General features: G+C 63.6%; 30 protein-coding genes. 18 read left to right on the forward strand and 12 right to left on the reverse strand.

Annotation, left to right across the window (positions count from 1 at the left end):
• Positions 1–85: 85 nt before the first annotated feature.
• A complete protein-coding gene (locus NKH89_RS33525; protein ID WP_352764397.1) occupies positions 86–637 on the forward strand; it encodes an isochorismatase family protein in 552 nt (183 codons plus the stop codon).
• 25 nt (positions 638–662) lie between these two features.
• Here NKH89_RS33525 and NKH89_RS33530 read toward each other — a convergent pair whose 3' ends face one another.
• Complete coding sequence (locus NKH89_RS33530; protein WP_352911550.1) at positions 663–1,142, reverse strand: Imm8 family immunity protein; 480 nt, start codon at positions 1,140–1,142, stop codon at positions 663–665.
• 182 nt (positions 1,143–1,324) lie between these two features.
• Between NKH89_RS33530 and NKH89_RS33535 the strand changes: the two genes are divergently transcribed.
• Positions 1,325–2,947 carry an ABC-F family ATP-binding cassette domain-containing protein gene (locus NKH89_RS33535; protein WP_023718122.1) on the forward strand — a complete coding sequence of 541 codons (1,623 nt, stop codon included), beginning with the start codon at positions 1,325–1,327 and terminating at the stop codon, positions 2,945–2,947.
• 50 nt (positions 2,948–2,997) lie between these two features.
• Here the strand turns inward: NKH89_RS33535 and NKH89_RS33540 are convergent, their stop codons facing one another.
• Complete coding sequence (locus NKH89_RS33540; RefSeq protein WP_352496066.1) at positions 2,998–3,429, reverse strand: SAM-dependent methyltransferase; 432 nt, start codon at positions 3,427–3,429, stop codon at positions 2,998–3,000.
• 424 nt (positions 3,430–3,853) lie between these two features.
• On the opposite strand from NKH89_RS33540, the gene NKH89_RS33545 reads away from it, so the two are divergent.
• Together NKH89_RS33545 and NKH89_RS33550 are read left to right on the forward strand one after the other, a co-directional pair.
• The gene (locus NKH89_RS33545) at positions 3,854–5,008 is read left to right on the forward strand and encodes a KamA family radical SAM protein (protein ID WP_502896979.1); all 1,155 of its coding nucleotides are present in this window, start codon (positions 3,854–3,856) and stop codon (positions 5,006–5,008) included.
• A gap of 377 nt (positions 5,009–5,385) precedes the next feature.
• Positions 5,386–6,180 (forward strand): hypothetical protein, encoded by a 795-nt coding sequence (locus tag NKH89_RS33550; protein WP_198030471.1) that lies wholly within the window; start codon positions 5,386–5,388, stop codon positions 6,178–6,180.
• Here NKH89_RS33550 and yghU read toward each other — a convergent pair.
• Positions 6,177–7,064, reverse strand: coding sequence for a glutathione-dependent disulfide-bond oxidoreductase (gene yghU, locus NKH89_RS33555; protein ID WP_023718126.1), 888 nt, complete (start codon positions 7,062–7,064; stop codon positions 6,177–6,179). The two genes, NKH89_RS33550 and yghU, sit on opposite strands and share 4 nt — an antisense overlap.
• A gap of 287 nt (positions 7,065–7,351) precedes the next feature.
• Between yghU and NKH89_RS33560 the strand changes: the two genes are divergently transcribed.
• Entirely contained in the window at positions 7,352–8,257 is a 906-nt protein-coding gene (locus NKH89_RS33560; RefSeq protein WP_023718127.1) for a S1C family serine protease, read from the forward strand.
• Positions 8,258–8,272: 15 nt separating this feature from the next.
• Here the strand turns inward: NKH89_RS33560 and NKH89_RS33565 are convergent, their stop codons facing one another.
• The 5 genes from NKH89_RS33565 to NKH89_RS33585 all read right to left on the reverse strand — a co-directional run bounded on the left by NKH89_RS33565 (position 8,273) and on the right by NKH89_RS33585 (position 10,087).
• Positions 8,273–8,884 carry a hypothetical protein gene (locus tag NKH89_RS33565; RefSeq protein WP_352911554.1) on the reverse strand — a complete coding sequence of 204 codons (612 nt, stop codon included), beginning with the start codon at positions 8,882–8,884 and terminating at the stop codon, positions 8,273–8,275.
• Positions 8,885–8,927: 43 nt separating this feature from the next.
• The gene (locus NKH89_RS33570; RefSeq protein ID WP_031193725.1) at positions 8,928–9,125 is read right to left on the reverse strand and encodes a hypothetical protein; all 198 of its coding nucleotides are present in this window, start codon (positions 9,123–9,125) and stop codon (positions 8,928–8,930) included.
• 208 nt (positions 9,126–9,333) lie between these two features.
• A complete protein-coding gene (locus NKH89_RS33575; protein WP_023675702.1) occupies positions 9,334–9,516 on the reverse strand; it encodes a DUF3606 domain-containing protein in 183 nt (60 codons plus the stop codon).
• Positions 9,517–9,527: 11 nt separating this feature from the next.
• A complete protein-coding gene (locus NKH89_RS33580; protein WP_352911557.1) occupies positions 9,528–9,836 on the reverse strand; it encodes a hypothetical protein in 309 nt (102 codons plus the stop codon).
• Entirely contained in the window at positions 9,833–10,087 is a 255-nt protein-coding gene (locus NKH89_RS33585; protein WP_023718130.1) for a hypothetical protein, read from the reverse strand. Before NKH89_RS33585 ends, NKH89_RS33580 begins: the two co-directional genes overlap by 4 nt.
• A gap of 458 nt (positions 10,088–10,545) precedes the next feature.
• Between NKH89_RS33585 and NKH89_RS33590 the strand changes: the two genes are divergently transcribed.
• The 4 genes from NKH89_RS33590 to NKH89_RS33605 all read left to right on the forward strand — a co-directional run bounded on the left by NKH89_RS33590 (position 10,546) and on the right by NKH89_RS33605 (position 13,293).
• Complete coding sequence (locus tag NKH89_RS33590) at positions 10,546–10,872, forward strand: PadR family transcriptional regulator (RefSeq protein WP_023718132.1); 327 nt, start codon at positions 10,546–10,548, stop codon at positions 10,870–10,872.
• Positions 10,869–11,435 (forward strand): DUF1700 domain-containing protein, encoded by a 567-nt coding sequence (locus tag NKH89_RS33595; RefSeq protein ID WP_023718133.1) that lies wholly within the window; start codon positions 10,869–10,871, stop codon positions 11,433–11,435. Before NKH89_RS33590 ends, NKH89_RS33595 begins: the two co-directional genes overlap by 4 nt.
• A 46-nt stretch (positions 11,436–11,481) precedes the next feature.
• On the forward strand, positions 11,482–12,189 hold the full coding sequence (locus NKH89_RS33600) for a GIN domain-containing protein (protein ID WP_352911560.1): 708 nt from the start codon (positions 11,482–11,484) through the stop codon (positions 12,187–12,189).
• Positions 12,190–12,339: 150 nt separating this feature from the next.
• Positions 12,340–13,293: a prohibitin family protein gene (locus NKH89_RS33605; RefSeq protein WP_352496070.1), complete on the forward strand. Its 954-nt coding sequence runs from the start codon at positions 12,340–12,342 to the stop codon at positions 13,291–13,293.
• A 59-nt stretch (positions 13,294–13,352) separates the two neighbouring features.
• On the opposite strand, the gene NKH89_RS33610 is transcribed toward NKH89_RS33605, so the two are convergent.
• Positions 13,353–13,919 carry an RBBP9/YdeN family alpha/beta hydrolase gene (locus tag NKH89_RS33610; protein ID WP_352481625.1) on the reverse strand — a complete coding sequence of 189 codons (567 nt, stop codon included), beginning with the start codon at positions 13,917–13,919 and terminating at the stop codon, positions 13,353–13,355.
• A gap of 111 nt (positions 13,920–14,030) precedes the next feature.
• Here NKH89_RS33610 and NKH89_RS33615 point away from each other — a divergent pair, with 111 nt between their 5' ends.
• Positions 14,031–14,504, forward strand: coding sequence for an Lrp/AsnC family transcriptional regulator (locus tag NKH89_RS33615; RefSeq protein ID WP_352496077.1), 474 nt, complete (start codon positions 14,031–14,033; stop codon positions 14,502–14,504).
• A 24-nt stretch (positions 14,505–14,528) separates the two neighbouring features.
• On the opposite strand, the gene NKH89_RS33620 is transcribed toward NKH89_RS33615, so the two are convergent.
• On the reverse strand, positions 14,529–15,005 hold the full coding sequence (locus NKH89_RS33620; protein WP_031193729.1) for an Lrp/AsnC family transcriptional regulator: 477 nt from the start codon (positions 15,003–15,005) through the stop codon (positions 14,529–14,531).
• Positions 15,006–15,161: 156 nt separating this feature from the next.
• Between NKH89_RS33620 and NKH89_RS33625 the strand changes: the two genes are divergently transcribed.
• From NKH89_RS33625 to NKH89_RS33635, 3 genes are all read left to right on the forward strand, one after another.
• The gene (locus tag NKH89_RS33625; protein WP_352481624.1) at positions 15,162–15,914 is read left to right on the forward strand and encodes a tryptophan 2,3-dioxygenase family protein; all 753 of its coding nucleotides are present in this window, start codon (positions 15,162–15,164) and stop codon (positions 15,912–15,914) included.
• A 398-nt stretch (positions 15,915–16,312) separates the two neighbouring features.
• Positions 16,313–16,744 (forward strand): DoxX family protein, encoded by a 432-nt coding sequence (locus tag NKH89_RS33630; protein WP_352481623.1) that lies wholly within the window; start codon positions 16,313–16,315, stop codon positions 16,742–16,744.
• Positions 16,745–16,966: 222 nt separating this feature from the next.
• Positions 16,967–17,320: a hypothetical protein gene (locus NKH89_RS33635; protein ID WP_023718140.1), complete on the forward strand. Its 354-nt coding sequence runs from the start codon at positions 16,967–16,969 to the stop codon at positions 17,318–17,320.
• 76 nt (positions 17,321–17,396) lie between these two features.
• Here NKH89_RS33635 and NKH89_RS33640 read toward each other — a convergent pair whose 3' ends face one another.
• Both NKH89_RS33640 and NKH89_RS33645 read right to left on the reverse strand, forming a co-directional pair.
• Positions 17,397–17,702, reverse strand: coding sequence for a hypothetical protein (locus tag NKH89_RS33640; RefSeq protein WP_023675713.1), 306 nt, complete (start codon positions 17,700–17,702; stop codon positions 17,397–17,399).
• A gap of 214 nt (positions 17,703–17,916) precedes the next feature.
• Positions 17,917–18,735 (reverse strand): class I SAM-dependent methyltransferase, encoded by an 819-nt coding sequence (locus NKH89_RS33645; protein WP_352496072.1) that lies wholly within the window; start codon positions 18,733–18,735, stop codon positions 17,917–17,919.
• A 399-nt stretch (positions 18,736–19,134) separates the two neighbouring features.
• Here NKH89_RS33645 and NKH89_RS33650 point away from each other — a divergent pair, with 399 nt between their 5' ends.
• The 5 genes from NKH89_RS33650 to NKH89_RS33670 all read left to right on the forward strand — a co-directional run bounded on the left by NKH89_RS33650 (position 19,135) and on the right by NKH89_RS33670 (position 22,199).
• Entirely contained in the window at positions 19,135–19,542 is a 408-nt protein-coding gene (locus tag NKH89_RS33650) for a hypothetical protein (RefSeq protein WP_352911564.1), read from the forward strand.
• A gap of 3 nt (positions 19,543–19,545) precedes the next feature.
• Complete coding sequence (locus NKH89_RS33655) at positions 19,546–19,944, forward strand: hypothetical protein (RefSeq protein ID WP_023718144.1); 399 nt, start codon at positions 19,546–19,548, stop codon at positions 19,942–19,944.
• A 79-nt stretch (positions 19,945–20,023) separates the two neighbouring features.
• A complete protein-coding gene (locus NKH89_RS33660) occupies positions 20,024–20,575 on the forward strand; it encodes a terminase large subunit domain-containing protein (RefSeq protein ID WP_352642931.1) in 552 nt (183 codons plus the stop codon).
• Between the two features lie 278 nt (positions 20,576–20,853).
• Positions 20,854–21,609: a phage terminase large subunit family protein gene (locus tag NKH89_RS33665; RefSeq protein ID WP_051409635.1), complete on the forward strand. Its 756-nt coding sequence runs from the start codon at positions 20,854–20,856 to the stop codon at positions 21,607–21,609.
• Positions 21,606–22,199: a hypothetical protein gene (locus tag NKH89_RS33670; RefSeq protein WP_352496074.1), complete on the forward strand. Its 594-nt coding sequence runs from the start codon at positions 21,606–21,608 to the stop codon at positions 22,197–22,199. The genes NKH89_RS33665 and NKH89_RS33670 overlap by 4 nt, the downstream gene beginning before the upstream one ends.
• Positions 22,200–22,379 lie beyond the last annotated feature (180 nt).

A 22,379-nucleotide genomic window follows, 5' to 3' on the forward strand; every position in this document is an offset into this window, starting at 1 on the left:
ACGGAACTCCAGCCACCTGCCATTGCGCTGCGCGTCATCGCGGCCCTGATCCTTGATCAGCTCCGCCCTCGTGCTATAAAAAGCTATGTCAGGGACCAGCCCCGCGGCCACTGCGCCGCTCATCGTGATCGATCTTCAGACCGGCATGTTCGACGGCGTTGCCGAACCGCCGATCCATGATGCCGACGGCATGGTTGCCCGGACCCGCGCGCTGATCGAATGGGCACGGCGGAGCGGGCGCAAGATCGCCTTCATCAGGCACGACGGCCCGCAGGGCGATCCTCTGGCGCCGGGTGAGCCGGGCTGGCCGGTGTGGCCGGCGCTCGGCCAGGCCGAGGACGAGCCGATTTTCGCCAAGCGTGTCGGCGACGCGTTCAGCAATGCCGCGCTTGCAGAATGGGTAGTCGGGCAGGGCGCCGGCGAGGTCATTCTGATCGGCGCGCAGACCGATTTTTGCGTGGCGGCCACGGTGAAGGGCGCCTTTGCGGCGGGCCTGGGCGTCACCGTGGTTTCCGACGCCCACAGCACGCTCGACACCACCAGCGAGACCGCGGCGGAGATCATCGTCCGGCACAATGCGGCATTTGCCGCCGCCGGGGTCAAGCTGGCGACGACAAAGGCCCTTACCGATAGCTGATCGCCGGCTCATTCGGCAGGGCTACTTAAGCCAAGACTCGTATGCGGCCCATTCCGTCGTATTCCCATTCGAAGCGTTTTCGTAATGCGCGGACGCTTTCCTTCCACGTTGTTCCTTCGCATTTATCGAGAATGTTGAGGAGGCTTTGTTTGAGACTGGGCCAGTCAAACTCTTCGACGAAGATGACCGCGCGCCGATTGAGATTTATCTGGTCTCTGATCTGGTTAGCGATGACGTACACCTCGAAGTAATCGCTTCCAATATCCTCGTCCCACCCGATCGCCAGGGTTAGTGCTAGAGCGAAGCTCTTGGGATCCGTCGGCCGCCACTGTTCCAGTATTTTCTCGCTGTCCGGGATTTTCATGCCGGAGCGGATTTCCTGCTCGGTACACCCCTCGCTGATCAGGCTTTCCGTAACAAGATGACCGTTTTTCAATATTGGACCGAGATTCCCTGCGCTAACGCCTCTCAACCTCAGCCGGGATGGATAGACGATATTTGACATGGCCGTCTTTGCAAGCTTGCAATCACCGCAAGGTAGTGACCAATTCTCGGCCGGGCAATCGATGTCCATCGACCCTGAAGGCTTTGGGCGATTTGGCGCAGGCGTTCATGATTTGCAGGCTTCCTCTGAGGGGGCCGATCGCGTAAGGCGCGGGGAAAATCCCTGAAGCCTCGCGTGGAAGCATGATACGTCTCGAAAATATCAGCAAGCAGAACGGCCGGCAGATCGTCTTCATCGAAGCCTCCGCCGCGTTGCAGAAGGGCGAGAAGGTCGGGCTGGTCGGGCCTAACGGCGCCGGCAAGACGACGCTGTTTCGCATGATCAACGGCGAGGAGCAGCCCGACGAGGGCCAGGTCTCCGTCGATCGCGGCGTCACCATCGGCTATTTCAGCCAGGATGTCGGCGACATGGAAGGCCGCAGCGCCGTTGCCGAAGTGATGGACGGCGCCGGGCCGGTGAGCGAAGTGGCGGCCGAGATGCGCGAGCTCGAGCACGCCATGGGCGACCCCGATCGCGCCGGTGAGATGGACGAGATCATCGCCCGCTACGGCGAGGCGCAGCACCGCTTCGAGGAGCTCGACGGCTATGCGCTGGATGGGCGGGCTCGCGAGGTGCTGGACGGGCTCGGCTTCAGCCAGGAGATGATGGACGGCGACGTCGGGAAACTCTCCGGCGGCTGGAAGATGCGCGTCGCGCTGGCCAGGATACTTTTGATGCGGCCCGACGCCATGCTGCTCGACGAGCCGAGCAACCATCTCGACCTGGAAAGCCTGATCTGGCTGGAGCAGTTCCTGAAGAACTATGACGGCGCGCTGCTGATGACCTCGCACGACCGCGAGTTCATGAACCGCATCGTCAACAAGGTGGTCGAGATCGACGGCGGTTCGCTGACCGCTTACTCCGGCAACTACGAATTCTACCAGCAGCAGCGGGCGATTGCCGATCGGCAGCAGCAGGCGCAGTTCGAGCGCCAGCAGGCGATGCTGGCCAAGGAGATCGCCTTCATCGAGCGCTTCAAGGCACGTGCCTCGCATGCCGCCCAGGTGCAGAGCCGGGTGAAGAAGCTGGACAAGATCGACCGGGTCGAGCCGCCCAAGCGGCGCCAGAAAGTGTCGTTCGATTTCCAGCCGGCGCCGCGCTGCGGCGAGGACGTGGTGACGCTGAAGAACGTGCACAAGGGCTATGGCAGCCGCTCGATCTACGAGGGGCTGGATTTTCAGGTGCGTCGCCGCGAGCGCTGGTGCGTGATGGGCATCAACGGCGCCGGCAAGTCGACGCTGCTGAAGCTGGTGGCTGGCGCTTCCGAGCCGGATAATGGCACGGTGGCGCGCGGCCCGAGCGTCAAGATGGGCTATTTCGCCCAGCACGCCATGGAAGTGCTGGAGGGCGAGCGCACCGTGTTCCAGACGCTGGAAGACGCGTTTCCGCAGGCCGGCCAGGCGCCGCTCAGGGCGCTGGCCGGCTGCTTCGGCTTTTCCGGCGACGAGATCGAGAAGAAATGCCGCGTGCTGTCGGGCGGCGAGAAGGCGCGGCTGGTGATGGCACTGATGCTGTTCGATCCGCCCAATTTGCTGGTGCTGGACGAGCCGACCAACCACCTCGACATCGCCACCAAGGAGATGCTGATCACGGCACTGTCGCAGTACGAGGGGACCATGCTGTTCGTCTCGCATGACCGGCATTTCCTGGCGGCGCTGTCGAACCGGGTGCTGGAACTGACGCCCGAGGGGATTCATACCTACGGCGGCGGCTATACGGAGTATGTCGAGCGCACCGGGCAGGAGGCGCCGGGGTTGAGGAGCTGAGGCGCGGACCCAGCTCTGCCGCTCGATTCCTGAGGCTAAGCACGAGCTGTTCAGCCGTGTATCGCAATTTCGCGCAGCGGATCGCCGCCGTCGATGAACAGCCGGCCTTGCGCGGTCAACACAGCGCCGAGCCGTTGCAGGGCGATTTTTCCCGCTTCGGGATGACGACCGTCCAGCGCGCCGACGCGCACCGCAACGGCAATGTCGAAGCGCTTCTCGTCGGCCTCCAACTCGAAATCTTCGATCGCGACCTGGCGAAGACTCAACCGGCCTGCCGCAATCTCGGCGCGCGAGGCGGCTCCGGCCTGTGCGATGGCCTTGGCGGAGCGATCGATCGCCAGCACATGCCCGCCGCCGATCCGGCGCGCGATCTCGCGCGCCGCAGCACCTGGTCCGCAGCCGATCTCCAGCACGCGCATGCCCGGCCGCAAAGGCAGCGCGTTGATGATCGCCAAAAGCCTTGGCGACAAGTCGTTCGCCATTCCCTGTTCTCCAGCTTTTTCGCGATCCGAGATTAGCGACCGCGGCCGGCGACGGGAAGAGACGCGGACATCGCCGATGCATTCACCCAGCTGCCGGGTCGAGGAGGGACATGATCAACATCGAAGAGAACTGGTCGGTCGCCTCAATTGCGGCGGCCGAGCGGCCCGGCGTCGTTGACCTGAGGGGTAGGGAGGGACTGGCGCCGAGCCTAACCGGTGGGGGGTAGATTACCGGCCGTTTATGTGTATACGCTCAAGCTAATATAAGAGCAAGCTAATGTTATGCGTCAGCGGGCGGGACGTTGGTTTCTGATCAGTGGACGGCCGCCGCCTCCTGGCCGCGCACTCCAACCGGCCCAACACCGCTTATTGCCTTCAAGTCGTGGCTCCAATGCTGTACCCAGCCCGAATTCAAGGAGCCTCCATGACCTCACATCCCGACATCCCCGACGCCAGCATGGCCGTCGATGCGGCCGGCATGACAGCCGATGACGAGCGTGCCGACGAGGCGGATGCCGCATGGCAGGACGATGTTCGCGAGGGCGTGCGGCACATAGGCGATCTGGATTCCCTGCCGCTGTCGCCTGCCGAGCGCGCGGCGGCCGAAGCCGCGGCCATGCGTCACAAGGTTCGCATTCCCAAGGCCTATCTCGACCTGATCGACTGGAGCGACCCGGCCGATCCGATACGGCTTCAGGTCATCCCGTCGCCCAATGAACTGACGGAGCAGGAGGGCGAGCTCGACGATCCGATCGCCGACCACGCCTTCAGTCCGGTGCCGAGATTGACGCATCGCCATGCCGACCGGGTTCTGCTGTTCCCGACCTATCAATGCGCGGTCTATTGCCGGTTCTGCTTTCGCAAGGAGTCGCTGACCTCGATCGGCCGGGGTTTTTCGCGCGAGGCGCTGGAGCCGGCGTTCGCCTACATCGAGTCCCATCCGGAAATCCGCGAGGTGATTCTGACCGGCGGCGATCCGCTCTCCCTGCCGGACAAGGCGCTGACGGAAATCCGCGCCCGCGTCGAGGCGATCCAGCATGTGCGGCTGTTGCGCATCCACACCCGCGTGCCCGTGGCGCTGCCCTCGCGCGTCACCGGCGGGCTGGTTCAAGCCTTGCAGGGCCGGCTGATGGTCACGGTCGTCACCCATTTCAACCATCCGCGCGAGATCACCGAGGCGACCGAGCGGGCCTGCCGTACTTTAAGGCAGGGCGGCTTCGTGCTGCTGAACCAGAGCGTTCTGCTGAAAGGCGTGAACGACACGGTCGAGGTGCTGGAAGAGCTGTGCCGCGAGCTGATGTACCGCCTTGGCGTCAAACCCTATTACCTGCACCACGGCGATCTCGCGCGCGGCATGGCGCACCGGCGCACCACGATCGCCGAGGGCCAGGCGCTGGTCAGCGCCTTGCGTGCGCGCCTGTCGGGCATCTGCAACCCCGTCTATGTGCTGGACCTGCCGGACGGCGGAGGGAAAGTGCCGCTCGGCCGGTCCTATCTCGAGGCGCGGGACGGGGAGACGTGGCAGATACGTGGGCTTGATGGGGTTGTGAGGGCGTACAGGGAGGTTGCTGGGGAGTAGGGGACGCGCAGCCACCGAACCGTCGAGGTCGCGTTCAGCTTATGTAGTAATGTCCCATATAGATATCATGGTCTAGACAGGACATGTTCGGTTCTGGGAATGTGCATTGGACGTTCCGCTAGTTTAGTCAACTAATATATATCGCCCAACTCATATCGTCGGTTTTGGGCTAGCGGGAAAACCTGCCTCCTGCTTGTACGACGGTGCCTGAGGCCACACTTTACAACCGGCTGGCAAAGCTCCCTTTTGTTGATGTCAGCCTAAATCCGGCTGGTGTTTCGATGCGGCGTTGAGGCTATAAAGCCGTTCAACCGGGCGGCCTTGAGATGCATTTCGGTCGGTCGAGAGGGGGTATGGTGATCGACGGAACGCCAAACGTGATTCTGCTGATCGGCAGCGCCCCCGATGTGGTGCGCTGCGCGGCCTGGCCCAAGCAGGCCTTCGGCAAGATCGTCGCCATCAACAATGCCTGGCGCGTGCGCCCCGACTGGGATTTCCTCGTCCATGCCGGCGATTTCCCGGCGGAGCGGATGCCGCAAGGCGATCCCCTGCAGCAGGCGCAGATCTTCAGCGCCTCGCATTACGTTCCGGCGCAAAACAGCTTTGGCGGCTTCGTCTATGCCGGCGGCACCATGTCGATGACGGCGGCCTACTGGACGATCCACAGCCAGAAGCCCGACGTGCTGGCATTCCTTGGCTGCGACATGATCTACGACCAGCCCGGCAACACGCATTTTTACGGCGTCGGCCGCGCCGACCCTTTGCGCAACGACGTCACGCTGCGCAACCTCGAGGCGAAGTCGGCCCGCCTGCTCATCCATGCGCTCCGGCGCGGGTGCCTGTGCGTCAACCTATCCGACCTGCCGCGCAGCCGGCTGATCTTCCCGCGGCTGACGCTCGACGAACTCGGCGCGCTGTCTTCCTCGCAGCTTTCGGAAATGAAGGCGGAGATGCTTGCCGGCCTGCAACTCGATCAGGCGGAGGAGGCCGACAGGATCGAGAAGGAACTCGGCTATTTCTTCGAGGACGGCATGTACTGGAAGCACCTCGACAAGCTCGACGAGAAATTCCTGGCCGATATCGACCGGCTGTGGATGGCGGCGGTGGAGGCGAGCCAGCCGAAGCTGCCAATCTCCCCCACGAGGGGGGAGATCGGCGTGGCATCCGCTTAGCTTTTGGCCGCCTCGAGCTTGTCTTGCGTCTTCGTCTCGAAATCGCTGGCGTCATGGCGCTCGTGCAGCTGCATCGAAGGCTCGCCGAAGGTGCGATTGACCATGCGGCCGCGCTTGATCGCTGGCCGGGCGTCGATGGCGTCGGCCCAGCGCTGCACGTTCTTGTACTCTTCCACCTGCAGGAACTCGCCGGAATCATCATACATGCGGCCCTTGGCCAGGCCGCCATACCAGGGCCACACCGCGATGTCGGCAATCGTGTAGTCGCTGCCGCCTAAATACTCGCTTTCGGCCAGGCGCCGGTCAAGCACGTCCATCTGCCGCTTGGTCTCCATGGCGAAGCGGTCGATGGCATATTCGATCTTCATCGGCGCATAGGCATAGAAATGGCCGAAGCCGCCGCCGAGATAGGGCGCCGACCCCATCTGCCAGAACAGCCATGACAGGGTTTCGGCACGAGCCGGCTGCTCTGTCGGCAGGAATTCGCCGAATTTTTCGGCGAGATAGAGCAGGATCGAACCGGATTCGAAGATGCGGATCGGCTTTTCGCCGCTGCGGTCCATCATGGCCGGGATCTTGGAGTTGGGGTTGACCTTGACGAAGCCGCTGCCGAACTGGTCGCCGTCATTGATCCTGATCGGCCAGGCGTCGTATTCGGCGCCGCTGTGGCCGAGCGCCAGAAGCTCCTCCAGCATGATCGTCACCTTGACGCCGTTCGGCGTCGCCAGCGAATAAAGCTGCAGCGGATGCTTGCCGACCGGCAGTTCCTTGTCATGCGTCGGGCCGGCGATCGGCCGGTTGATGCTGGCGAAAGCGCCGCCATTTGGCTTGTTCCAGGTCCAGACTTTTGGCGGCGTATATTGGTCCGTTGTGTAGTCGTTCATGTCGGGAGGCCTTTGGATTGGAAGGATTGGGGATTGGAAGGATTGGGGAGGATCTCAGGGTATCAACTTGGGTGATGGAGGAGGAACTTTGCATAGGACAGCTTCGGATAGCCGTAGGTACAGATAGGGCGGCCGGCGCTGTTGCAAAACCCCGGCGCCAACGGCGAGGCGCCGGTCCACACCAAAGCCGGCGCCGCCTCTTGCGCCTGGTCACCTGCGCCATACCTATAGCCCATATCGGCCTGCGAACCTCATATCAGCCTGCGAACATTGCCAGGAACCAAAGCATGAATATCGAGCCCCTTTTGCGATCCATCGTGGCCGTCCGCGCCACCGTCCCCGAAGACGCCTTCACGGCAGACGCGCTGGGCACCCGCCGCGAAGGCAGCGGCGTCGTCATCCGCGGCGACGGGTTGGTGCTCACCATCGGCTATCTCATCACCGAGGCCGAGGAGGTCTGGCTGGCCGACCAGGACGGCCGCGTGGTGCCCGCCCATGCGCTCGCCTACGATCAGGAATCGGGCTTCGGCCTGGTGCAGGCGCTGGCGCCGCTCGGACTGCCCGCCATTGCGCTCGGTGATGCGTCCAGGGCGAAGATCGGCGATCCCGTCGTGCTCGCCGACGGCGTCGGCCGCTCGGTGCGGGCGCAGATCGTCACCAAGCAGGAATTCGCCGGCTATTGGGAATATCTGCTCGACGAAGCGATCTTCACGGCGCCGGCCCACCCCTCATGGGGCGGCGCCGGCCTCATCGGCGCTGATGGCAGGCTGCTCGGCATCGGTTCGCTGCGCCTGCAGATGAGCCGCAACGGTGAGGTCGCCGACATCAACATGGTGGTGCCGATCGATCTGCTGCCGCCTATCCTCGACGATCTCCTGACGCGCGGCCAGGTCGCCAGGCCGCCGCGGCCGTGGCTCGGCGCCTTCTCGGCCGAGAGCGACGGCAAGGTCGTGGTGATGAGCGTCGCCGAGGGCGGCCCGGCCGCCCAGGCGGGCCTACGCCAGGGCGACGTCATCTCGGATGTCCGCGACGCGGCGGTCGACGGGCTCGCCGATTTTTATCGCAAGCTGTGGAAGAGCGGCCCGGCGGGCGCCGAGATCCCGATCCGCGTGCTGCGCGACGGCCGCGAAACCTGGCTGCGCGTCAAATCCGCCGATCGCAACAGCCTGCTGTGGAAGCCGCCGCTGCAGTGAGGCAACCGAAACCTCTCACGCTCCGCAAGCGCTGAAGCCAGTGCCTGGGGTCCACTCCGCGAACGGGATGACCTTGCCTTCGACCGATACGGTCGCGTGCCTGGTGGTGCCTTCCGCCAGCTTCTTGCTGCTTTTGCCCTTGCCGGTCAGCACATTGTAGTCGCAGTCGCCGGCAACCTTGTCGTCCATGTAATCCCAATATTCGTAGGCGAAAACGGCGACGACGAACGTGCCGTTGCGCCAGGCGAGCGTCAGCGTCTTGTTGGTCCGCTCGCTGCCGATCTCCATCGCCGGAATATAGAGCTTGATCGAGCCGTTGGGGAGCGCGGTGAGTTCGGGCTCGGCGTCGGATGTGGCGGGGCCTGGCCGATCGTAGTCCTTCCATTCCGCGTAAATCTGTTCATGCACGACCCCGGCAGGCCTGAGAAAATTGCCGTCGCGGTCCCTGAGGAACAAATGCAGGTCCATGGAATAGCCGGGCTCGGTCTCGACGATCATCGCCAGATCGGCGGCGCCATCGCCGTTCCAGTCGCCGGTCGCCGCCGTGATGATCTTCTGGGTCTCGATCGGCTCCGCCAGGGCGGCGGCCGGCAGCAACAGGACCAGACCGAATATTGTCGATCGCATGTAAATCCTCCGAGCTTGGGCAGGCCTGAGACGCACGCGCTTCTCAGGAGGCCCGGCTCTGCCGCGTCTCGGAACGGCTCGTCTCGTTGAGCAGCCGGCAGAGCGAAACCGCTTCACGACGGCTCAGGCCGATCAGCGCGATCTGCGAAAATTGCGCCGGCAGATCGTGAACGATGTCCCACACCATCCATCGTCCGTTCGGCTCCAAGACACATTCGTAGCGCAATAGTTGTTCCTGCATCCGACCCCCCGGCTTTGCTCACCGGACTGGTACAGTGTCGAGGTAAATGAGTTGTTGCGCCGCGAGAGTATTCCACGGCTATCAAAACCAGGCGTTGAATCCCGCAGCGGCGAGCCTGACACACAGCAGGCCGCCCGGCGGGCGGATCTCGACAAGGCGGCAGGGCAGGGACGCTTCTGGCGTGAGCGGCGCCGGCCGCCAACGTGGATCAGGCGTTGCGGCTCGCCATATGCGCGTCGAGCTTCCTCCTCGAGGGGCCGTAGCGCTTGATAATGGTCGCGGCCTCGCTTTGCGGTATGCCGTATTTGCGGGCAAACGCAGCGACCTCGTATGGCTCTTCGCCGGAGACCAGTTTGCGATCCTGCTTGGTCTTGGATTTGTCGTCGGCCATGGCGTCCTCCATCACATCTGGTCGTTATAGGGCTCCTTGGTCCGGCCGACCATCCTGGCCAGTTCGGCAAAGGACGGCACGCCGGTTTCGCCCTGGGCATTGTTGGCCGCCTGCAGCAGCCTGAGCGGAAAGCAGACGGCGTCGCGGTTGGACGGCGACATGTCTTCATAGAGACGCTCGTCGCTGGTCATCGCCGCCTCGGCCCGGCGCAACGCCATGTCGACTTCGTCGACCGATAACAGGCCCTTGTGGACCATCGCGTTGTTGACGGCCGCGATTGCCATCATCAGTCCTTCGAGCTGGAGATTGGCGACGTTCATCGTCTTGCGTCCTTGCCGGGCTTCTTGACGGTAGCCTTGCCGTCTGGACGGATCGCTGCGCGCGGCGGGTTCTGGCCCTCCGAATGCCGGGTCTTGTCGTCGAAATCGTCAGCCGGCCTGGTCAATCCCATGCCGCCGGGAGGTGGCTTGTTGCCGGCCGCATCCTGCGAGAATTCGTCGGCCGCGTCGGGGCTCGTCTTTGCCGGATATTTCCTCGCTCCGGTCTCGTAGCGGTTCTGGTCGTCGGCCATGTCCTGTGCTCCGGTTGCAATGAGCAGATAACTTTCATGCGACGGCAGCGGTTCCGTGGCGAAATCGACCTTGCCGGTGCCGCAGCCTTAGCAATCTGTCGGGTTTTCGTGCATTCTTGTGCATGCCAACGATGCTTCGCTCCGACGCGCCGGCAAAATGCTGCTCCTACTGCGGTGGGCGCGACCACAATTACGAGGATTGCCCGAAGCGCAAAAGCGATGCCGAACGGCAGAAGGACGCGTCAGGCAACGCCTACCAGCGCGGCGCTGCGCTGGAGTGGAAGTCCGCTAAAGCGGTTCCAGAAAAGTGTCGGCGGTTTTCCGTCCGGAACTGCGTCAAACAGACAAGCGGTTTTCAAAGCCAATCTCCATTGTCCGCCTAGCCTGGCGAGCTACCAATCGCTACCTTGCATAAACAGGTAGCGTGTTATATACAGCCATTGAATTGGAAGTTACGCATGACCGACTCGATCCAGGTGCAGTTGCGAAAAGGCGCTCTCGAGTTGTGCGTCCTGGCCGTGCTGTCGCGGGGCGAAAGCTATGGCTACGAGATCGCCAGCACGCTGGTCGCCGCTGTGAACATGGGAGAAGGCACGATCTATCCGCTGATGCGGCGGATGCAGAATGACGGCCTCGTCGCCACCCGCATCGTCGAGTCGAGCAGCGGGCCGCCGCGCAAATATTACCGGCTCACGCCGCTCGGCCAGCAGGCTTTCGAAGCTCATCGCCGCGACTGGCGCTCGCTCGCGGGCGCAGTCGACAAACTTCTTGAGGATTTGCCATGACCAGGGATGCCTTCCTGCGAAAATTGAGACTGGGGCTCGCCGGCCTGCCAACTCAGGAGATCGAGGATATTATTGGCGACTACGCCGCCCATTTCGCCGATGCCTCGGGCCGCAGCGAAGCGGAGGTCGCGGCGGCCCTGGGTGACCCGGCCAGGCTTGCCCGCGAACTCCGCGCCGAAGCTGGGCTGCGCCGTTTTGAAACTCATTGGAGCGTGTCGAACATGTTGGCGGCGACGTTCGCGCTTGCCGGCCTTGCCTTCGTCGACATCGTCTTCCTGCTGCCGCTGCTCATCACCGCGGTCGTGCTTGCGCTCGGCCTTGGCATCACGCTTGTCGCCATCGGTGCGCTGGGCATCAAGATCATTCTGACCACGCTGCTGTTCGAGCCCGGCGGCACGCTCACGGCGATGCTTGGCCGCGTCTTCATCGGCGCCGGACTGGTGTGCGGGTTCCTCGGCGGCGGCGCCCTGCTGTTGCTGGGGTCGAGCGCCGGCATACAGGTCTTCGGGCGCTATGCCCGGATGCATTCCCGTCTGACCCACCCGGACCGCAACCAGGCTTGAGCGGTGCCAAGATCGCAATTTGTCATCACGTTGAAGGAAACGGACCATGACGGGAAAACTGGCATTCGTCGCAGCGGCGGGACTGGCCGGCGCCGCGCTCTTCCTGGCCGTCGGCATCGGGCTGGCCGGGCCGGACTGGATCAACGCCGGGGGTTCATGGATTGGCGGACAATCCACCTGCGGAGCAACCACATCGACCAGAAAAGAGGTCACGCTGCCGTTCCGCAACGACGGCAGTTTCACGATCGCTTTGCCGGCTTCAGTCCGTTATCAGCCGGGTGACAAGGCCGAGGCCGTCGTCAGCGGCGAGTCGACCCTGATCGACCATGTGCGGATGGAAGGCAGCAGGCTCACCTTGGATTGCGAACCGGGCTGGTTCGCGTCCCGGTTCGATGTCAGCGTGTCGGGGCCGGCAATTTCAGACTGGAAAGTGGTCGGCAGCGGCGACCTTGCCCTGTCGCAGATCAATCAGCCCGGGCTGCAGCTGAACATCCGCGGCAGCGGCAGCGTTGCCGCAACCGGAACCGCCCAGACGGTCGATCTGGATATCCGCGGTTCGGGCACCGGCCGGCTCAGGAACCTTATCGCCCAATCCGCGCGGATCGAGATCCGCGGCAGCGGCGATGCGGAGATTACCGCACAAGCGTATGCGGACGTCACGATTTCCGGCAGCGGTGACGGCGACGTCTATGGGCACCCGACCATGCGGCGTTCGGAGGTCAGAGGCAGCGGCAGCATTACGCAGGTGCCGTAAAGCAATTTCGGCGTAGGGAATTGCCCTGGCCGGCCCGAACCACCCGGCCGGTCCGACCGGCCGGCGCGAACATCCTTCCATGTCCAGAGGATTGCAATGCCGCCACTATTGTGGGCAAAACCAGCACGGGCAATCAAGTTGGGGTGGGCAATGACCGATACGCGAGGCAATTCGGGCCGTCCGCAGGGCAAGCCGGGGACGGCGTCGATCGGTTCCGGCCTGATCGCCCTCGTCATCGTGGCGCTCGGCGTCTTTGCGCTCCTGGGATCCTGGTACACGATCGACCAGGGCGACCGCGGCGTGCTCTTGACCAACGGGGCGCTGAGCTCGGTCGTCGATCCCGGGCTGCATTTCAAGCTGCCATGGCTGCAGCGCGTCGAGAAGATCAGCCTGCGCCAGCAGGTGCTCAAATGGGGCTGCGAGAACCAGAACGATTGCAGCGGCCTGCCGGCCATGCAGGCCTATTCGCGCGACCAGCAGCCGGCGGACATGCGCGTCACCGTCAATTTCCACGTGCCGGCCGCCGAAGTCAGCAACGTCTACACCAATTACGGGTCGATCGAGGCACTGGCCGACCGTGTCATCGCCAGGAAAGCACCGCAGGAAATCAAGACGGTGTTCGGCCAGTACGACGCGGTGTCGGTGATCCAGAACCGGGCGAAGTTCAACAAGGACGTCGCCGAGGCCATTGCGGCGGTAACCGATGGCCCGGTGATGATCGACAGCGTGCAGGTCGAGAACATCGACTTCTCCGACGCCTACGAGCAGGCGGTCGAAGCCAGGATGACGGCGCAGGTCGAGGTGCAGAAGCAGGAACAAAACCTGCAGCAGGAAAAGATCAAGGCCGACATCGCCGTCACCCAGGCCAAGGGCCGCGCCGACAGCGTCAAGGCCGAAGCCGAAGCCAGCGCCTACAAGACCAGGATCGAAGGCGAGGCGACCGCGGAAGCCATCAAGGCCCGCGCCGCCGCAATCGCCAACAATCCGCTGCTGGTCGAACTGACCAAGGCGGAGAGATGGAACGGGGAATTGCCGAAGTCGATGATCCCGGGCTCAACCGTACCGTTCCTCGAACTCAGCTCGCCGGCCGCAGCATCGAACTGAGGCGCGGCATCGCGGCGCAACCAGGTCAGGGCGGCGGCGCGGTAGCCGTCCTGATGCGGTCACGGCTGAAGCACGGCGCCTCGGGCGCTTGCTTGCGTTTGCCCGAGAAAAGCCGTCAGCAGCTCCATTCCCGCCGGCCAGTCGCCGAGCCCGCTGTCGCCATTGATGTGGCCAAGCGGTCCGGCGATATGGAGATCGCTGCCCCAGCGCTCGGATTTTGCCCTGACATAGTCCAGCGAGCCGTAGGGATCGTTGGTGCTGGCGACAATCAGCGAGGGAAAGCGAAGCCGTTGTTGCGGTGTCTCGGCGAAGGCGCGGGCGGAGGAGGGGAAGGCCGGCGACGCAGGGTCCGGAACCGCAACCAGCAACGCGCCGCCGACCTCGCGGGGCGAGATCCGCTGCCAGTGCGCGACTAGCAGGCAGCCGAGGCTATGGGCGACGAGCACCGGTGGTGTCCTTGCCAGGCCTACAGCGGCTTCCAGCGCAGCCACCCAGTCGTCGAAGTCCGGCGCGTCCCAACTCGCCGGGCTGAACCGCCGCATCGCCAGGTCCGCCTGTTGCCAACGTGTCTGCCAGTGGGCTTTGCCCGATCCGCCGATGCCCGGCACAATGATGAATTCGGTCATGCGAAGCCCTTCTCTCCTGATGCAACGCGCGCAATTCTAGGTCTTCTCCCAGGCGGCGGAATGAGAGATCATCGGAAAGCAGCGAAGAAATCCGATGGATTAAAGGTGATCATGCGGAACGGCGATTATCGGCCAAGGCTCGATCCCACCGATCTGGCGATCATCGAGATCATGCAGGAGGATGCCCGCATCGGCATCTCCGAGCTTGGCCGCCGCGTCGGCCTGTCCCAGCCCGCCGCTTCGGAACGGGTGAAGCGGCTGGAGGAGCGCGGCGTCATCACCGGTTACAAGGCGGTGATCAATTCGGCAGCGCTCGGGCTCGGCACCATGGCGGTCATCCGCTTGCGCACCACGCATGAGCATATCCAGGCCTGCCTGAAGAAGTTCGCCCAGTTGCCGGAGGTGATCGAGGTACTGCGGGTGACCGGCGAGGACTGTTTTCTGGTCAAGGTCGTGGTCCCGTCACCGCCCGACCTTGAAAGCATCGTCGACAGCATCGGCCACTACGGCACGGTGACGACAAATGTGGTTCTGCGCGCCGAGCCACCGAAGCGGCTGGGGCGCGAATTGGTGACGAGGGCCTGACCGGGGCGCCGCCCCGCCGCCCGTCTATCGCTTTGTCTGCGTATGCCCGACGGCATTGGCGAACGAGATGCCGCCCTTGATCTCGCGCATCGCCATCGAGGTGATCGTGCGCCGCACGCCGGGTAACCGGCTGAGCTCCTCGCGCAGCATCCTGTCGAGCGCCATCATGTCGACGGTGACGATCTGCAGGAGATAGTCGGCCTCGCCTGTCGTGGCGTGGCAGCGGCGGATCAGCGGATGCTTCTGCACCGCCGCCTCGAAGGCGTCCGACAGCTCGAAATCGATCGACACCTGGATAAAGGCTTCGATGCCGAAGCCGAGCTTGGCCGGGTCGATGCGGGTCGAGTAGCCGCGGATGACGCCGGCGTCCTCCAGCGCCTTGACCCGCTTCCAGCACGGCGTCTTGCTCAGGCCAACCTCGTCGGCGAGCGCGGCAAAGGAGATGCGGGCATCGCGTTCGAGCGCCGCGACGATCTTCCGGTCGACCGCATCCAGCAGCATTCGTTCTTTCCTTCCGCTTCAGATGCAGTTTTTGTCCTTTGTTTCCCGCCAGCCGAATAACAGAAAGGGACAATGTTCGGCAAGAAAGCGATTAGACTCGGGGACCGGGACCCAACAAGCGCCTGCGGCCCGACGGCCGGGGCAAGGAGCATGGCCATGGACAAGCAGGACTATTATGCCCGCATCGAAACGCCTGAGATGCGCGACTATGGCGTCTACCTCAAATGCGACAGGCTGCTCGCCTGCCAGAAGCCGCTGGCCGAGATGGTCAATGCCGACGAGCTGCAGTTCCAGATCGTGCATCAAGTCGAGGAACTGTGGATGAAGCTCATCGCCTATACGCTGGTCGACGTCGTCGATTTCCTGGAAAAGCAGGACACGCATCGCATCGTCACGCTGATGGGGCGCGTGCACCGGCTGATGCGCATGATGACGGCGCAGCTCGACCTGCTCGAAACCATGTCGCCCAAGGAATACCAGCAGATCCGGTTGCAGCTCGGCAATGGCAGCGGCCAGGAATCGCCGGGCTTCAAGCAGCTGCTGCGGCTGCCGCCCGATCTGTGGCGGGCCTTCAAGGCGTCCTACCTCGATGGCCGCGGGCTCTCGGTCGAGGACGTCTACGATGCCGGCTACGATCACGGCGACAGCTATGTCGTTGCCGAAGCGCTGGTCGAGTTCGACGAGCTGTTCCAGAAATTCCGCGCCAACCACCTCTACCTCATCCACCGCACGATCGGCCTCGGCGCGAAATCGCTGAAGGGCCGGCCGGTCGAATTGCTGGAGGCCGGCGCCCGCCACCGCTTCTTCCCGGAGCTCTGGGACATACGCTGGGCGATGACCGACCGCTGGGGCAGCCAGTATGGAACGATACGGGAGCCGATCAGCAAGCCGGGGGCCAAGGTGGGGTAGTCCTGAACCTGGTTCCTCGCCCTAGTAAAGGCAGACAATCGATAGGGAGTCCCCCTCATCCGGCCGCGGAGCCTGTCCTCGGGCTTGCCGGAGGCAAGACCCGTGGGCGGCCACCTTCTCCCCGCTGGGGAGAAGAGGCTGGCATCAACGCAGGCGACCTCCTCTCCCCTCGGGGAGAGGTCGGATTGCCCCGAATTGCCCTTCGCAATTCGGTTGGCAATCCGGGTGAGGGGGCACTTGCCCATATGCGCCCTGCCTCCATTGGGCGAGGAACCAGGTTCTGCAATGTCTGGCCCGCTACGCGCTTGTATCCTGCAGGTTTTTCGGGGGATGATGTCGGGCTTGCGGCTGGTGGTGCGTCCTTGGGGCGAAACCGTCGCAACTCTTGGGAGGACATCATGACCTTGGAAACCACTCAATCATCCGTTCAGTCGCCGTGGCAGACCGCGGCAATCCTTGTCGCCCGCCTGATCTTTGCCGCCGTCTTCCTGATGGCCGTGACCTTCAAATTCATCGATATCGGCGCCACCGCCGGCTATATCGCGGCGGCCGGATTTCCGTTCCCGCTGTTCCTGGCCTGGTGCGCAGCCCTGCTCGAGGTCGTCCTCGTCCTATGCTTCCTGACCGGCGCCTTCTTCTCCTGGGCAGCACTCGTCGCCGGCGCCTATGTGCTGTTCCTGGGCTTCGCCTTCCACGGGCCATCGCACTGGGCCGGCAACCAGGCGGAGTTCGGCTTCTTCGTCGACCATTTCACCTTCCTGGCCGGGCTGCTGTTTGCCGCCGTGCACGGGCCAGGCCGCGTCCTGGCGCTGAAGCTTGGCAGGGGGTGATGCCGGAATTTCGGATCCGGCGTCTCGATCCGCACCAGCATCGTCGTGACATCGAGGACGGCCGGGTCCCGTCATTCAGGCCATCGCAGGTCGACTGCAATAAAAGCGACAGCTAAAGTAACGGGCGTTCTAGGTTTATGCTTTTTGTAGAGGCGCCTGCATTCCCTCTGTACTTCCAACTTTCGACGGGCTAAGCAAGACACGGGTCTTGAGGGGGAATTCATGAACATCGCCACGCGTTTTGCTGCCGCCATGATCGGCGCGTCACTGCTTGCCGGCTGCACCACGTTGACCGAAGGCGAATTCAACACGATGCATGCCACGCTTGAAGGCAGCCCTGCCGTGAAGCGCCTGGTCATCAAGGACTGCATTGCAAGAGAGAAATCCACGTCGCTCGGCGAAAAGAAGACTTACGCTGCGTTCATGAATGTGAGCGTGGCGAAGTACGAGACGGCCCTGTGCAGCCGTATCAGCAATGCCATTGCCAGTGGCAGACTGACCTACGCCGACTATGTGAAGCTGCATTCGCCAACCGCCGACAACAGCAAGGTCATCAGGATCATGCAGGGCCGCTAGCAGTCGCCGCCAGCCCGGCACGGCAGCCGTTATCGCTGTGTCAACTCCGATCGCGGCGCCAGTTATGATCGCCGCGTCACATCTGGTCGTTGTAAGGTTCCTTGATCTGACCGACCATGCGCGCCAGTTTCGAGAAGGACGGCATGTCCGTCTCCGGCTGACACTGATTGGCCAACTCCAGCAGTCGGATCGGGAAGTTGACGGCGTCGCGGCTCGACGCCGACATGCCTTCGGACCTTTCCTCGTTGGTCTCGCTGGCTTCGGCCTTGCGCAAGGCGATGTCTATCTCCTCGACAGAGAGCACGCCCTTGCGGACCAGGACCTGATTGATCGATGCGATGGCCATAAGCAGGCCTTCGAGTTGCAGATTGGCGACGTTCATGGCTTTTGCTCCCATTGGCTAAGCTTCAAACGCGCGAATGCCTGTTCTGATCCGGACGGTGGCGTCTCGCCGGCCGGTGTGCTTCGCCCACCACCTCGCATTTTTTGCCGCCGCAACGTATTTTGTTCTTGCTTTGTGCCGGCAGCTATGCTACTAATCTAGGTACGGTGCTAACTGGCTCCAACGATCCGCCCGCCGAGGCGGGTTTTTTGTTTCAGGCCGGTTTGGAGACGATCACGGCGAGCGAGGCGAGCTTTCCGTCACTCAGGCTTCGGATGTAGTTGCGGCGGCGCTGCAGGAATTCCGCGCCCATGACGATTTCATTTGCCTGCTGCTGCGTCGGCGAGGGCACGATGCCGGAATTGGCTCTCTGCAGCGCCAGCTCAACATGTTCGCCGGTTTCGTCGACGATCTCGTCGATGCGAAACCCGGCATCTGCAAACAGGGTTTTCAATTTTTCCCGATCGGCGAGGTGACTGGTCGCCGGCGAAACCGCCCAGGGCATGGGGTAGTACGGCTCGCCGCCGGCGAGCACGGCCTCGGTCCAGATCAGCCTGCCTCGCGGTTTCAGCACGCGCCAGGCCTCGTCGATGACCGCGGCCTTATTCTCGATGTTCATGCCGACATAGAAGCAGATCGCCGCATTGAACGTGCTGTCGCCAAAAGGCAATTTCGTCGCGTCGGCCTGATGGAAGCGAACCTTGTCGGACAATCCGCTGAGTGCGGTCAGTCGGCTCGACGCGGCGACAAAGGCCGGCGTCAGGTCGATGCCGTCGACCTGGCAGCCATAGGTCGAGGCCAGAAATCTTGCCGGCCCGCCAATGCCGCTGCCGATATCCAAGATCCGATCTATCGGCGAAGGCGCAAGACGGGCAGCATGCTCCCGCGTGGCGATCAGTTCGCGGCCATGGAGCTGATCGAATGGATAGAGTTGCGCGGCGGCGAGTTTGCCGGCCGGGTCGGCGTCCGGGATCGCGGCCAATATGCGATCGACGATGCCGTCGCTGCCGTAGTGACCGGTGACATTGCCCATGACGCGCTCCCCTCAAGCGCAAACACCATCCCATCAACGCAAGTCTCACGCAATGCCCCGCCTTTCTCGCCAAAGAACCCCTCTTTCCAGCCGTCCACCGATGAAGGGTGCGAGGTCGTCAGTGCATTTTTTTCCGCTGATGCCACATTTTGTTCTTGCTTTGTGCCGGCAGCTATGCTACTAATTTGGGTATGGTGCCAATTGGCTCCAACGACCCGCCCGCCGAGGCGGGTTTTTTGTTTCAGGCTTCTTTTTCGACCAAACGTTACGTGAGCTGCCAGCTGTGGGGCCGGCAGGACAGGGGCGAGAAGGAACGCGACCTGACGATCGTCGGAACCGCGAAATCACCAACCATGAATCCCGCAACGCGCTCGTGCGCCCACCCCAGAGAACATCCCCATGTCCAACCGTTACGCCACCATCATCACCGACGATGACGGCCACGAGGTCGTCAGCGCCATTGGCGAGTTCGCCGGCGCCGCACCCTGTGCACGCATCGGCCGCTTCGAACTGGTCGCCGCCGGCGTGCGGATCGGTATGCTGCGTGGCGGTACCGTCGATGCGGTCGGCGGCTTCGGCTTCCCGTCGGAAGCACTCGACGGCAAGGCGGTGGCAATTCTCAGGGCACGGCTGAATGCCTTGCCTGACGCCGGTGCGATGAAGCCCGGCACGCCGACTGATGCGAAGCCGGCGAGCCAGCCGCACAAGCCGAAGTCGGCACGCGCCGGCAAGAAGGCCAAGCCGCGCAAGCGCATTGTGCGGCCAGCCAACAAGAAGCCGGCGATCTCCGCCGGGACGGCAGAGTAGGGCATGGCCAAGGCTCCTTCCACCGGCGATCCCCAGCCGCACGATCAAGCACCCGGCAAGCGAACCAAGCGGGCGAAGAAGACGCTGGCCGACGGCTTCCTCGAAGCGATCCGCGCCGATTTCCGCGCCCATGGCGCCGGCGTCATCGCCGAGGTGCGCGCCGAAAAGCCCGATCAGTATCTGAAGCTCGTGCTCTCGGTGCTGCCCAAGGATCTTAGTGTCAACATCAACAATCTGGATGCATTGAGCGATGACGAAATCAGGCAGCGCATCCGCGGCCTCGAAGCCGTCCTTAGGCCGTTCCTCGAGAAGCCGGACTTCGCAAAAGGCTTCGCCCAGCCGGGCGGCAAGGAAGGAATATCTCAGCCTGCTGGCGGAGCTGGACCGGAGGCGCCGCACTAACCAGCTTGCCGCCTATCGGCCTTATCCCCGACAGGCCGAATTTCACGCAGCCGGCGCGACCAATCGCGAGCGCCTGTTCATGGCCGGCAACCAGCTCGGCAAGACCAGGGCGGGCGGCGCCGAGTGGGCGATGCACCTCACCGGCCGCTATCCCGATTGGTGGCAAGGCAAGGTTTTCGATTGTGCGGTACGGATGTGGGCGGCCGGCGTCACCGGTGAAAGCACGCGCGACAACCCGCAGCGCATCCTGATCGGCCCGCCGCAGCAGCAGGCGGCCTGGGGCACCGGGATGATCCCGGCCGACGCGATCGTCAGCACGATGGCGGGACGGGCGCCGGGCGCGCTCGACAGCATCGTGGTGCGCTGGGGCGGCGGTGGCGATGTCCAGGCCGACGAATCGGTGCTGTCGTTCAAGAGCTACGAGAAAGGCCGCGAGAAATGGCAGGGCGAAACGCTGCACGGCGTCTGGTTCGACGAGGAGCCGCCGCTCGACATCTATTCCGAGGGACTGACCCGCACCAACGCCACCGGCGGCATCACCATCGTCACCTTCACGCCGCTGCTCGGCATGTCGGACGTGGTGCTGCTGTTTTTGTCCGCGGAGCAGGTGGGAGGGATGGGGAGGGGATGACAGGGCTGCGAAATCGCGCAACTCGCGTTCCTTCGCGCCCCCTCTGTCCTGCCGGACATCTCCCCCTCTAGTGGGGAGATTGGATGTCGCATTGGCTTTCGCCAATCTCCAATGCTTGCGGATAAGCGAGACGCTGAAGCTGCCATCTCCCCCCTTGAGGGGGAGATGTCCGGCAGGACAGAGGGGGGCGCTGTCCCGCCATCATGAAAACATCTTACCGAACAGCAGCATACGTCCAACACCTGCCACCATGATTCAATGCCGCGAGGGTGAAAACAATGACCCGTCACGTCACCTTCATGACCATCGACGATGCCGAGCATTATACGCCGCAGCAGCGCGCCGAGATCATTGCCGCCTATCCGGCGCATGAGCGTGAGGCGCGGGCCAAAGGCATTCCGGTGCTCGGCTCCGGCCGCATATTTCCGGTGGCCGAGGAGCTGATCGCCTGTGAGCCGTTCCCGCTGCCGCGCTATTGGCCGCGGCTCGGCGCACTCGATTTCGGCTGGGACCATCCCTCGGCGGCGGTCGAGCTCGCCTGGGATACGGAGGCCGACGTCGTCTATGTCACAAAGGCCTGCCGCGCTTCGCAGCAGACTCCCGCCATGCAGGCGCTGACTCTGAAACCGTGGGGCGAATGGCTGCCATGGGCATGGCCGCGCGACGGCCGCCGCGAGACACTGGAGGGTGCCGGCACCGCGCTTGCCAAGCAATATTCGGCACATGGGCTGAACATGCTCGCCAGCCATGCGCAGTTCGCCGACGGTTCGGTATCGGTCGAGGCCGGGCTGATGGACATGCTCGATCGCATGCAATCAGGCCGCTTCAAGGTGTTTTCGACGCTTTTGCCGTGGTTCGAGGAGTTCCGGCTCTATCACCGCCGGGATGGCCAGGTGGTGAAGTTGCGCGACGATTTGATGGCGGCGACCCGCTATGGCGTGATGATGCTGAGGGAAGCGGTGGTCGACCCGGCGGTGTTCAAAGCCGCGCGGCGGAAGGCGGGGCAGGCCGATCCGCTGGGGGCGTTTCGGTGACCATCCGCATCATCCCCGCCACACTGCGCGATCTCTCCTATATCGCCGCCAACCTGCGGCCGGAGGACCGAGCCGAGATCGACTGCCAGTTCGACGAGTGGTCGCCGGCTTTGCTGGCGCTGACGGCGCTGCAGGGGTTTGCCTATGTTGCCGAGCTCGACGGCAATCCGGAGGCCGGCTTCGGCGCCGCCGAACAGCGCAGCGGGCTGTGGATCGCCTGGAGCTGGGGCACGCGCCGCATGAGGCGCTGCGTGCCTGGGATTACGGAATTCTTTCACGCCGTGCTCGGGCCGCAGGTTGCGGCGCACGGCGCCTGGCGGGTCGAGGCGCGAGCGCTGGCCGCCAATGAATTGGCGCTGCGCTGGCTGGCCCGGCTTGGTGCCACGCAACGCTGCCGCCTGCCGGGCTACGGCCGGAACGGCGAGGATTTTCTGCTCTACGACTGGACGAGAATCTCTCACTTTGGAGAAAACCATGTGCCTTTTTCAAAAGCCGCCGGCGCTGAAGCCGTTGCCGCCGACACCGACCATTGCCGACAAGGACGTGCAGGCGCGCGAGGCCGCGTTGCGGGCCCAGCTGGCGGCCAATGATGGGACCGCGGGAACGGTGAAGACCGATTTGTCGCCCAGTGAGCTCACCGGCCAGCGCCGCGTGCTGCTGGGGGTTTGACATGGGCGCGATGAGAAGAGTGTTCCGCAACCGCGTGCTGGCGTGGTGGTACTGGCGCCGGCACGCAAGGTTGGTGAAGAAGAGAGGCGGGTGATGCTGCC

Origin of the sequence: Mesorhizobium sp. M0923 (assembly GCF_040319365.1) — a bacterium.
Classification (GTDB): Bacteria; Pseudomonadota; Alphaproteobacteria; order Rhizobiales; family Rhizobiaceae; genus Mesorhizobium.

Coding starts and splice junctions, on each gene's coding strand:
- NKH89_RS33535 (WP_023718122.1), top strand. CDS start 1,325: ATGATACGTCTCGAAAATATCAGCAAGCAGAACGGCCGGCAGATCGTC.
- NKH89_RS33605 (WP_352496070.1), top strand. CDS start 12,340: ATGACCGATACGCGAGGCAATTCGGGCCGTCCGCAGGGCAAGCCGGGG.
- NKH89_RS33630 (WP_352481623.1), top strand. CDS start 16,313: ATGACCTTGGAAACCACTCAATCATCCGTTCAGTCGCCGTGGCAGACC.
- NKH89_RS33600 (WP_352911560.1), top strand. CDS start 11,482: ATGACGGGAAAACTGGCATTCGTCGCAGCGGCGGGACTGGCCGGCGCC.
- NKH89_RS33650 (WP_352911564.1), top strand. CDS start 19,135: ATGTCCAACCGTTACGCCACCATCATCACCGACGATGACGGCCACGAG.
- NKH89_RS33580 (WP_352911557.1), bottom strand. CDS start 9,836: ATGAACGTCGCCAATCTCCAGCTCGAAGGACTGATGATGGCAATCGCG.
- NKH89_RS33665 (WP_051409635.1), top strand. CDS start 20,854: ATGACCCGTCACGTCACCTTCATGACCATCGACGATGCCGAGCATTAT.
- NKH89_RS33590 (WP_023718132.1), top strand. CDS start 10,546: ATGACCGACTCGATCCAGGTGCAGTTGCGAAAAGGCGCTCTCGAGTTG.
- NKH89_RS33565 (WP_352911554.1), bottom strand. CDS start 8,884: ATGCGATCGACAATATTCGGTCTGGTCCTGTTGCTGCCGGCCGCCGCC.
- NKH89_RS33625 (WP_352481624.1), top strand. CDS start 15,162: ATGGACAAGCAGGACTATTATGCCCGCATCGAAACGCCTGAGATGCGC.
- NKH89_RS33660 (WP_352642931.1), top strand. CDS start 20,024: ATGGCCGGCAACCAGCTCGGCAAGACCAGGGCGGGCGGCGCCGAGTGG.
- NKH89_RS33585 (WP_023718130.1), bottom strand. CDS start 10,087: ATGGCCGACGACCAGAACCGCTACGAGACCGGAGCGAGGAAATATCCG.
- NKH89_RS33595 (WP_023718133.1), top strand. CDS start 10,869: ATGACCAGGGATGCCTTCCTGCGAAAATTGAGACTGGGGCTCGCCGGC.
- NKH89_RS33610 (WP_352481625.1), bottom strand. CDS start 13,919: ATGACCGAATTCATCATTGTGCCGGGCATCGGCGGATCGGGCAAAGCC.
- NKH89_RS33640 (WP_023675713.1), bottom strand. CDS start 17,702: ATGAACGTCGCCAATCTGCAACTCGAAGGCCTGCTTATGGCCATCGCA.
- yghU (WP_023718126.1), bottom strand. CDS start 7,064: ATGAACGACTACACAACGGACCAATATACGCCGCCAAAAGTCTGGACC.
- NKH89_RS33545 (WP_502896979.1), top strand. CDS start 3,854: ATGACCTCACATCCCGACATCCCCGACGCCAGCATGGCCGTCGATGCG.
- NKH89_RS33575 (WP_023675702.1), bottom strand. CDS start 9,516: ATGGCCGACGACAAATCCAAGACCAAGCAGGATCGCAAACTGGTCTCC.
- NKH89_RS33530 (WP_352911550.1), bottom strand. CDS start 1,142: ATGTCAAATATCGTCTATCCATCCCGGCTGAGGTTGAGAGGCGTTAGC.
- NKH89_RS33615 (WP_352496077.1), top strand. CDS start 14,031: ATGCGGAACGGCGATTATCGGCCAAGGCTCGATCCCACCGATCTGGCG.
- NKH89_RS33540 (WP_352496066.1), bottom strand. CDS start 3,429: ATGGCGAACGACTTGTCGCCAAGGCTTTTGGCGATCATCAACGCGCTG.
- NKH89_RS33655 (WP_023718144.1), top strand. CDS start 19,546: ATGGCCAAGGCTCCTTCCACCGGCGATCCCCAGCCGCACGATCAAGCA.
- NKH89_RS33525 (WP_352764397.1), top strand. CDS start 86: ATGTCAGGGACCAGCCCCGCGGCCACTGCGCCGCTCATCGTGATCGAT.
- NKH89_RS33620 (WP_031193729.1), bottom strand. CDS start 15,005: ATGCTGCTGGATGCGGTCGACCGGAAGATCGTCGCGGCGCTCGAACGC.
- NKH89_RS33570 (WP_031193725.1), bottom strand. CDS start 9,125: ATGCAGGAACAACTATTGCGCTACGAATGTGTCTTGGAGCCGAACGGA.
- NKH89_RS33635 (WP_023718140.1), top strand. CDS start 16,967: ATGAACATCGCCACGCGTTTTGCTGCCGCCATGATCGGCGCGTCACTG.
- NKH89_RS33645 (WP_352496072.1), bottom strand. CDS start 18,735: ATGGGCAATGTCACCGGTCACTACGGCAGCGACGGCATCGTCGATCGC.
- NKH89_RS33560 (WP_023718127.1), top strand. CDS start 7,352: ATGAATATCGAGCCCCTTTTGCGATCCATCGTGGCCGTCCGCGCCACC.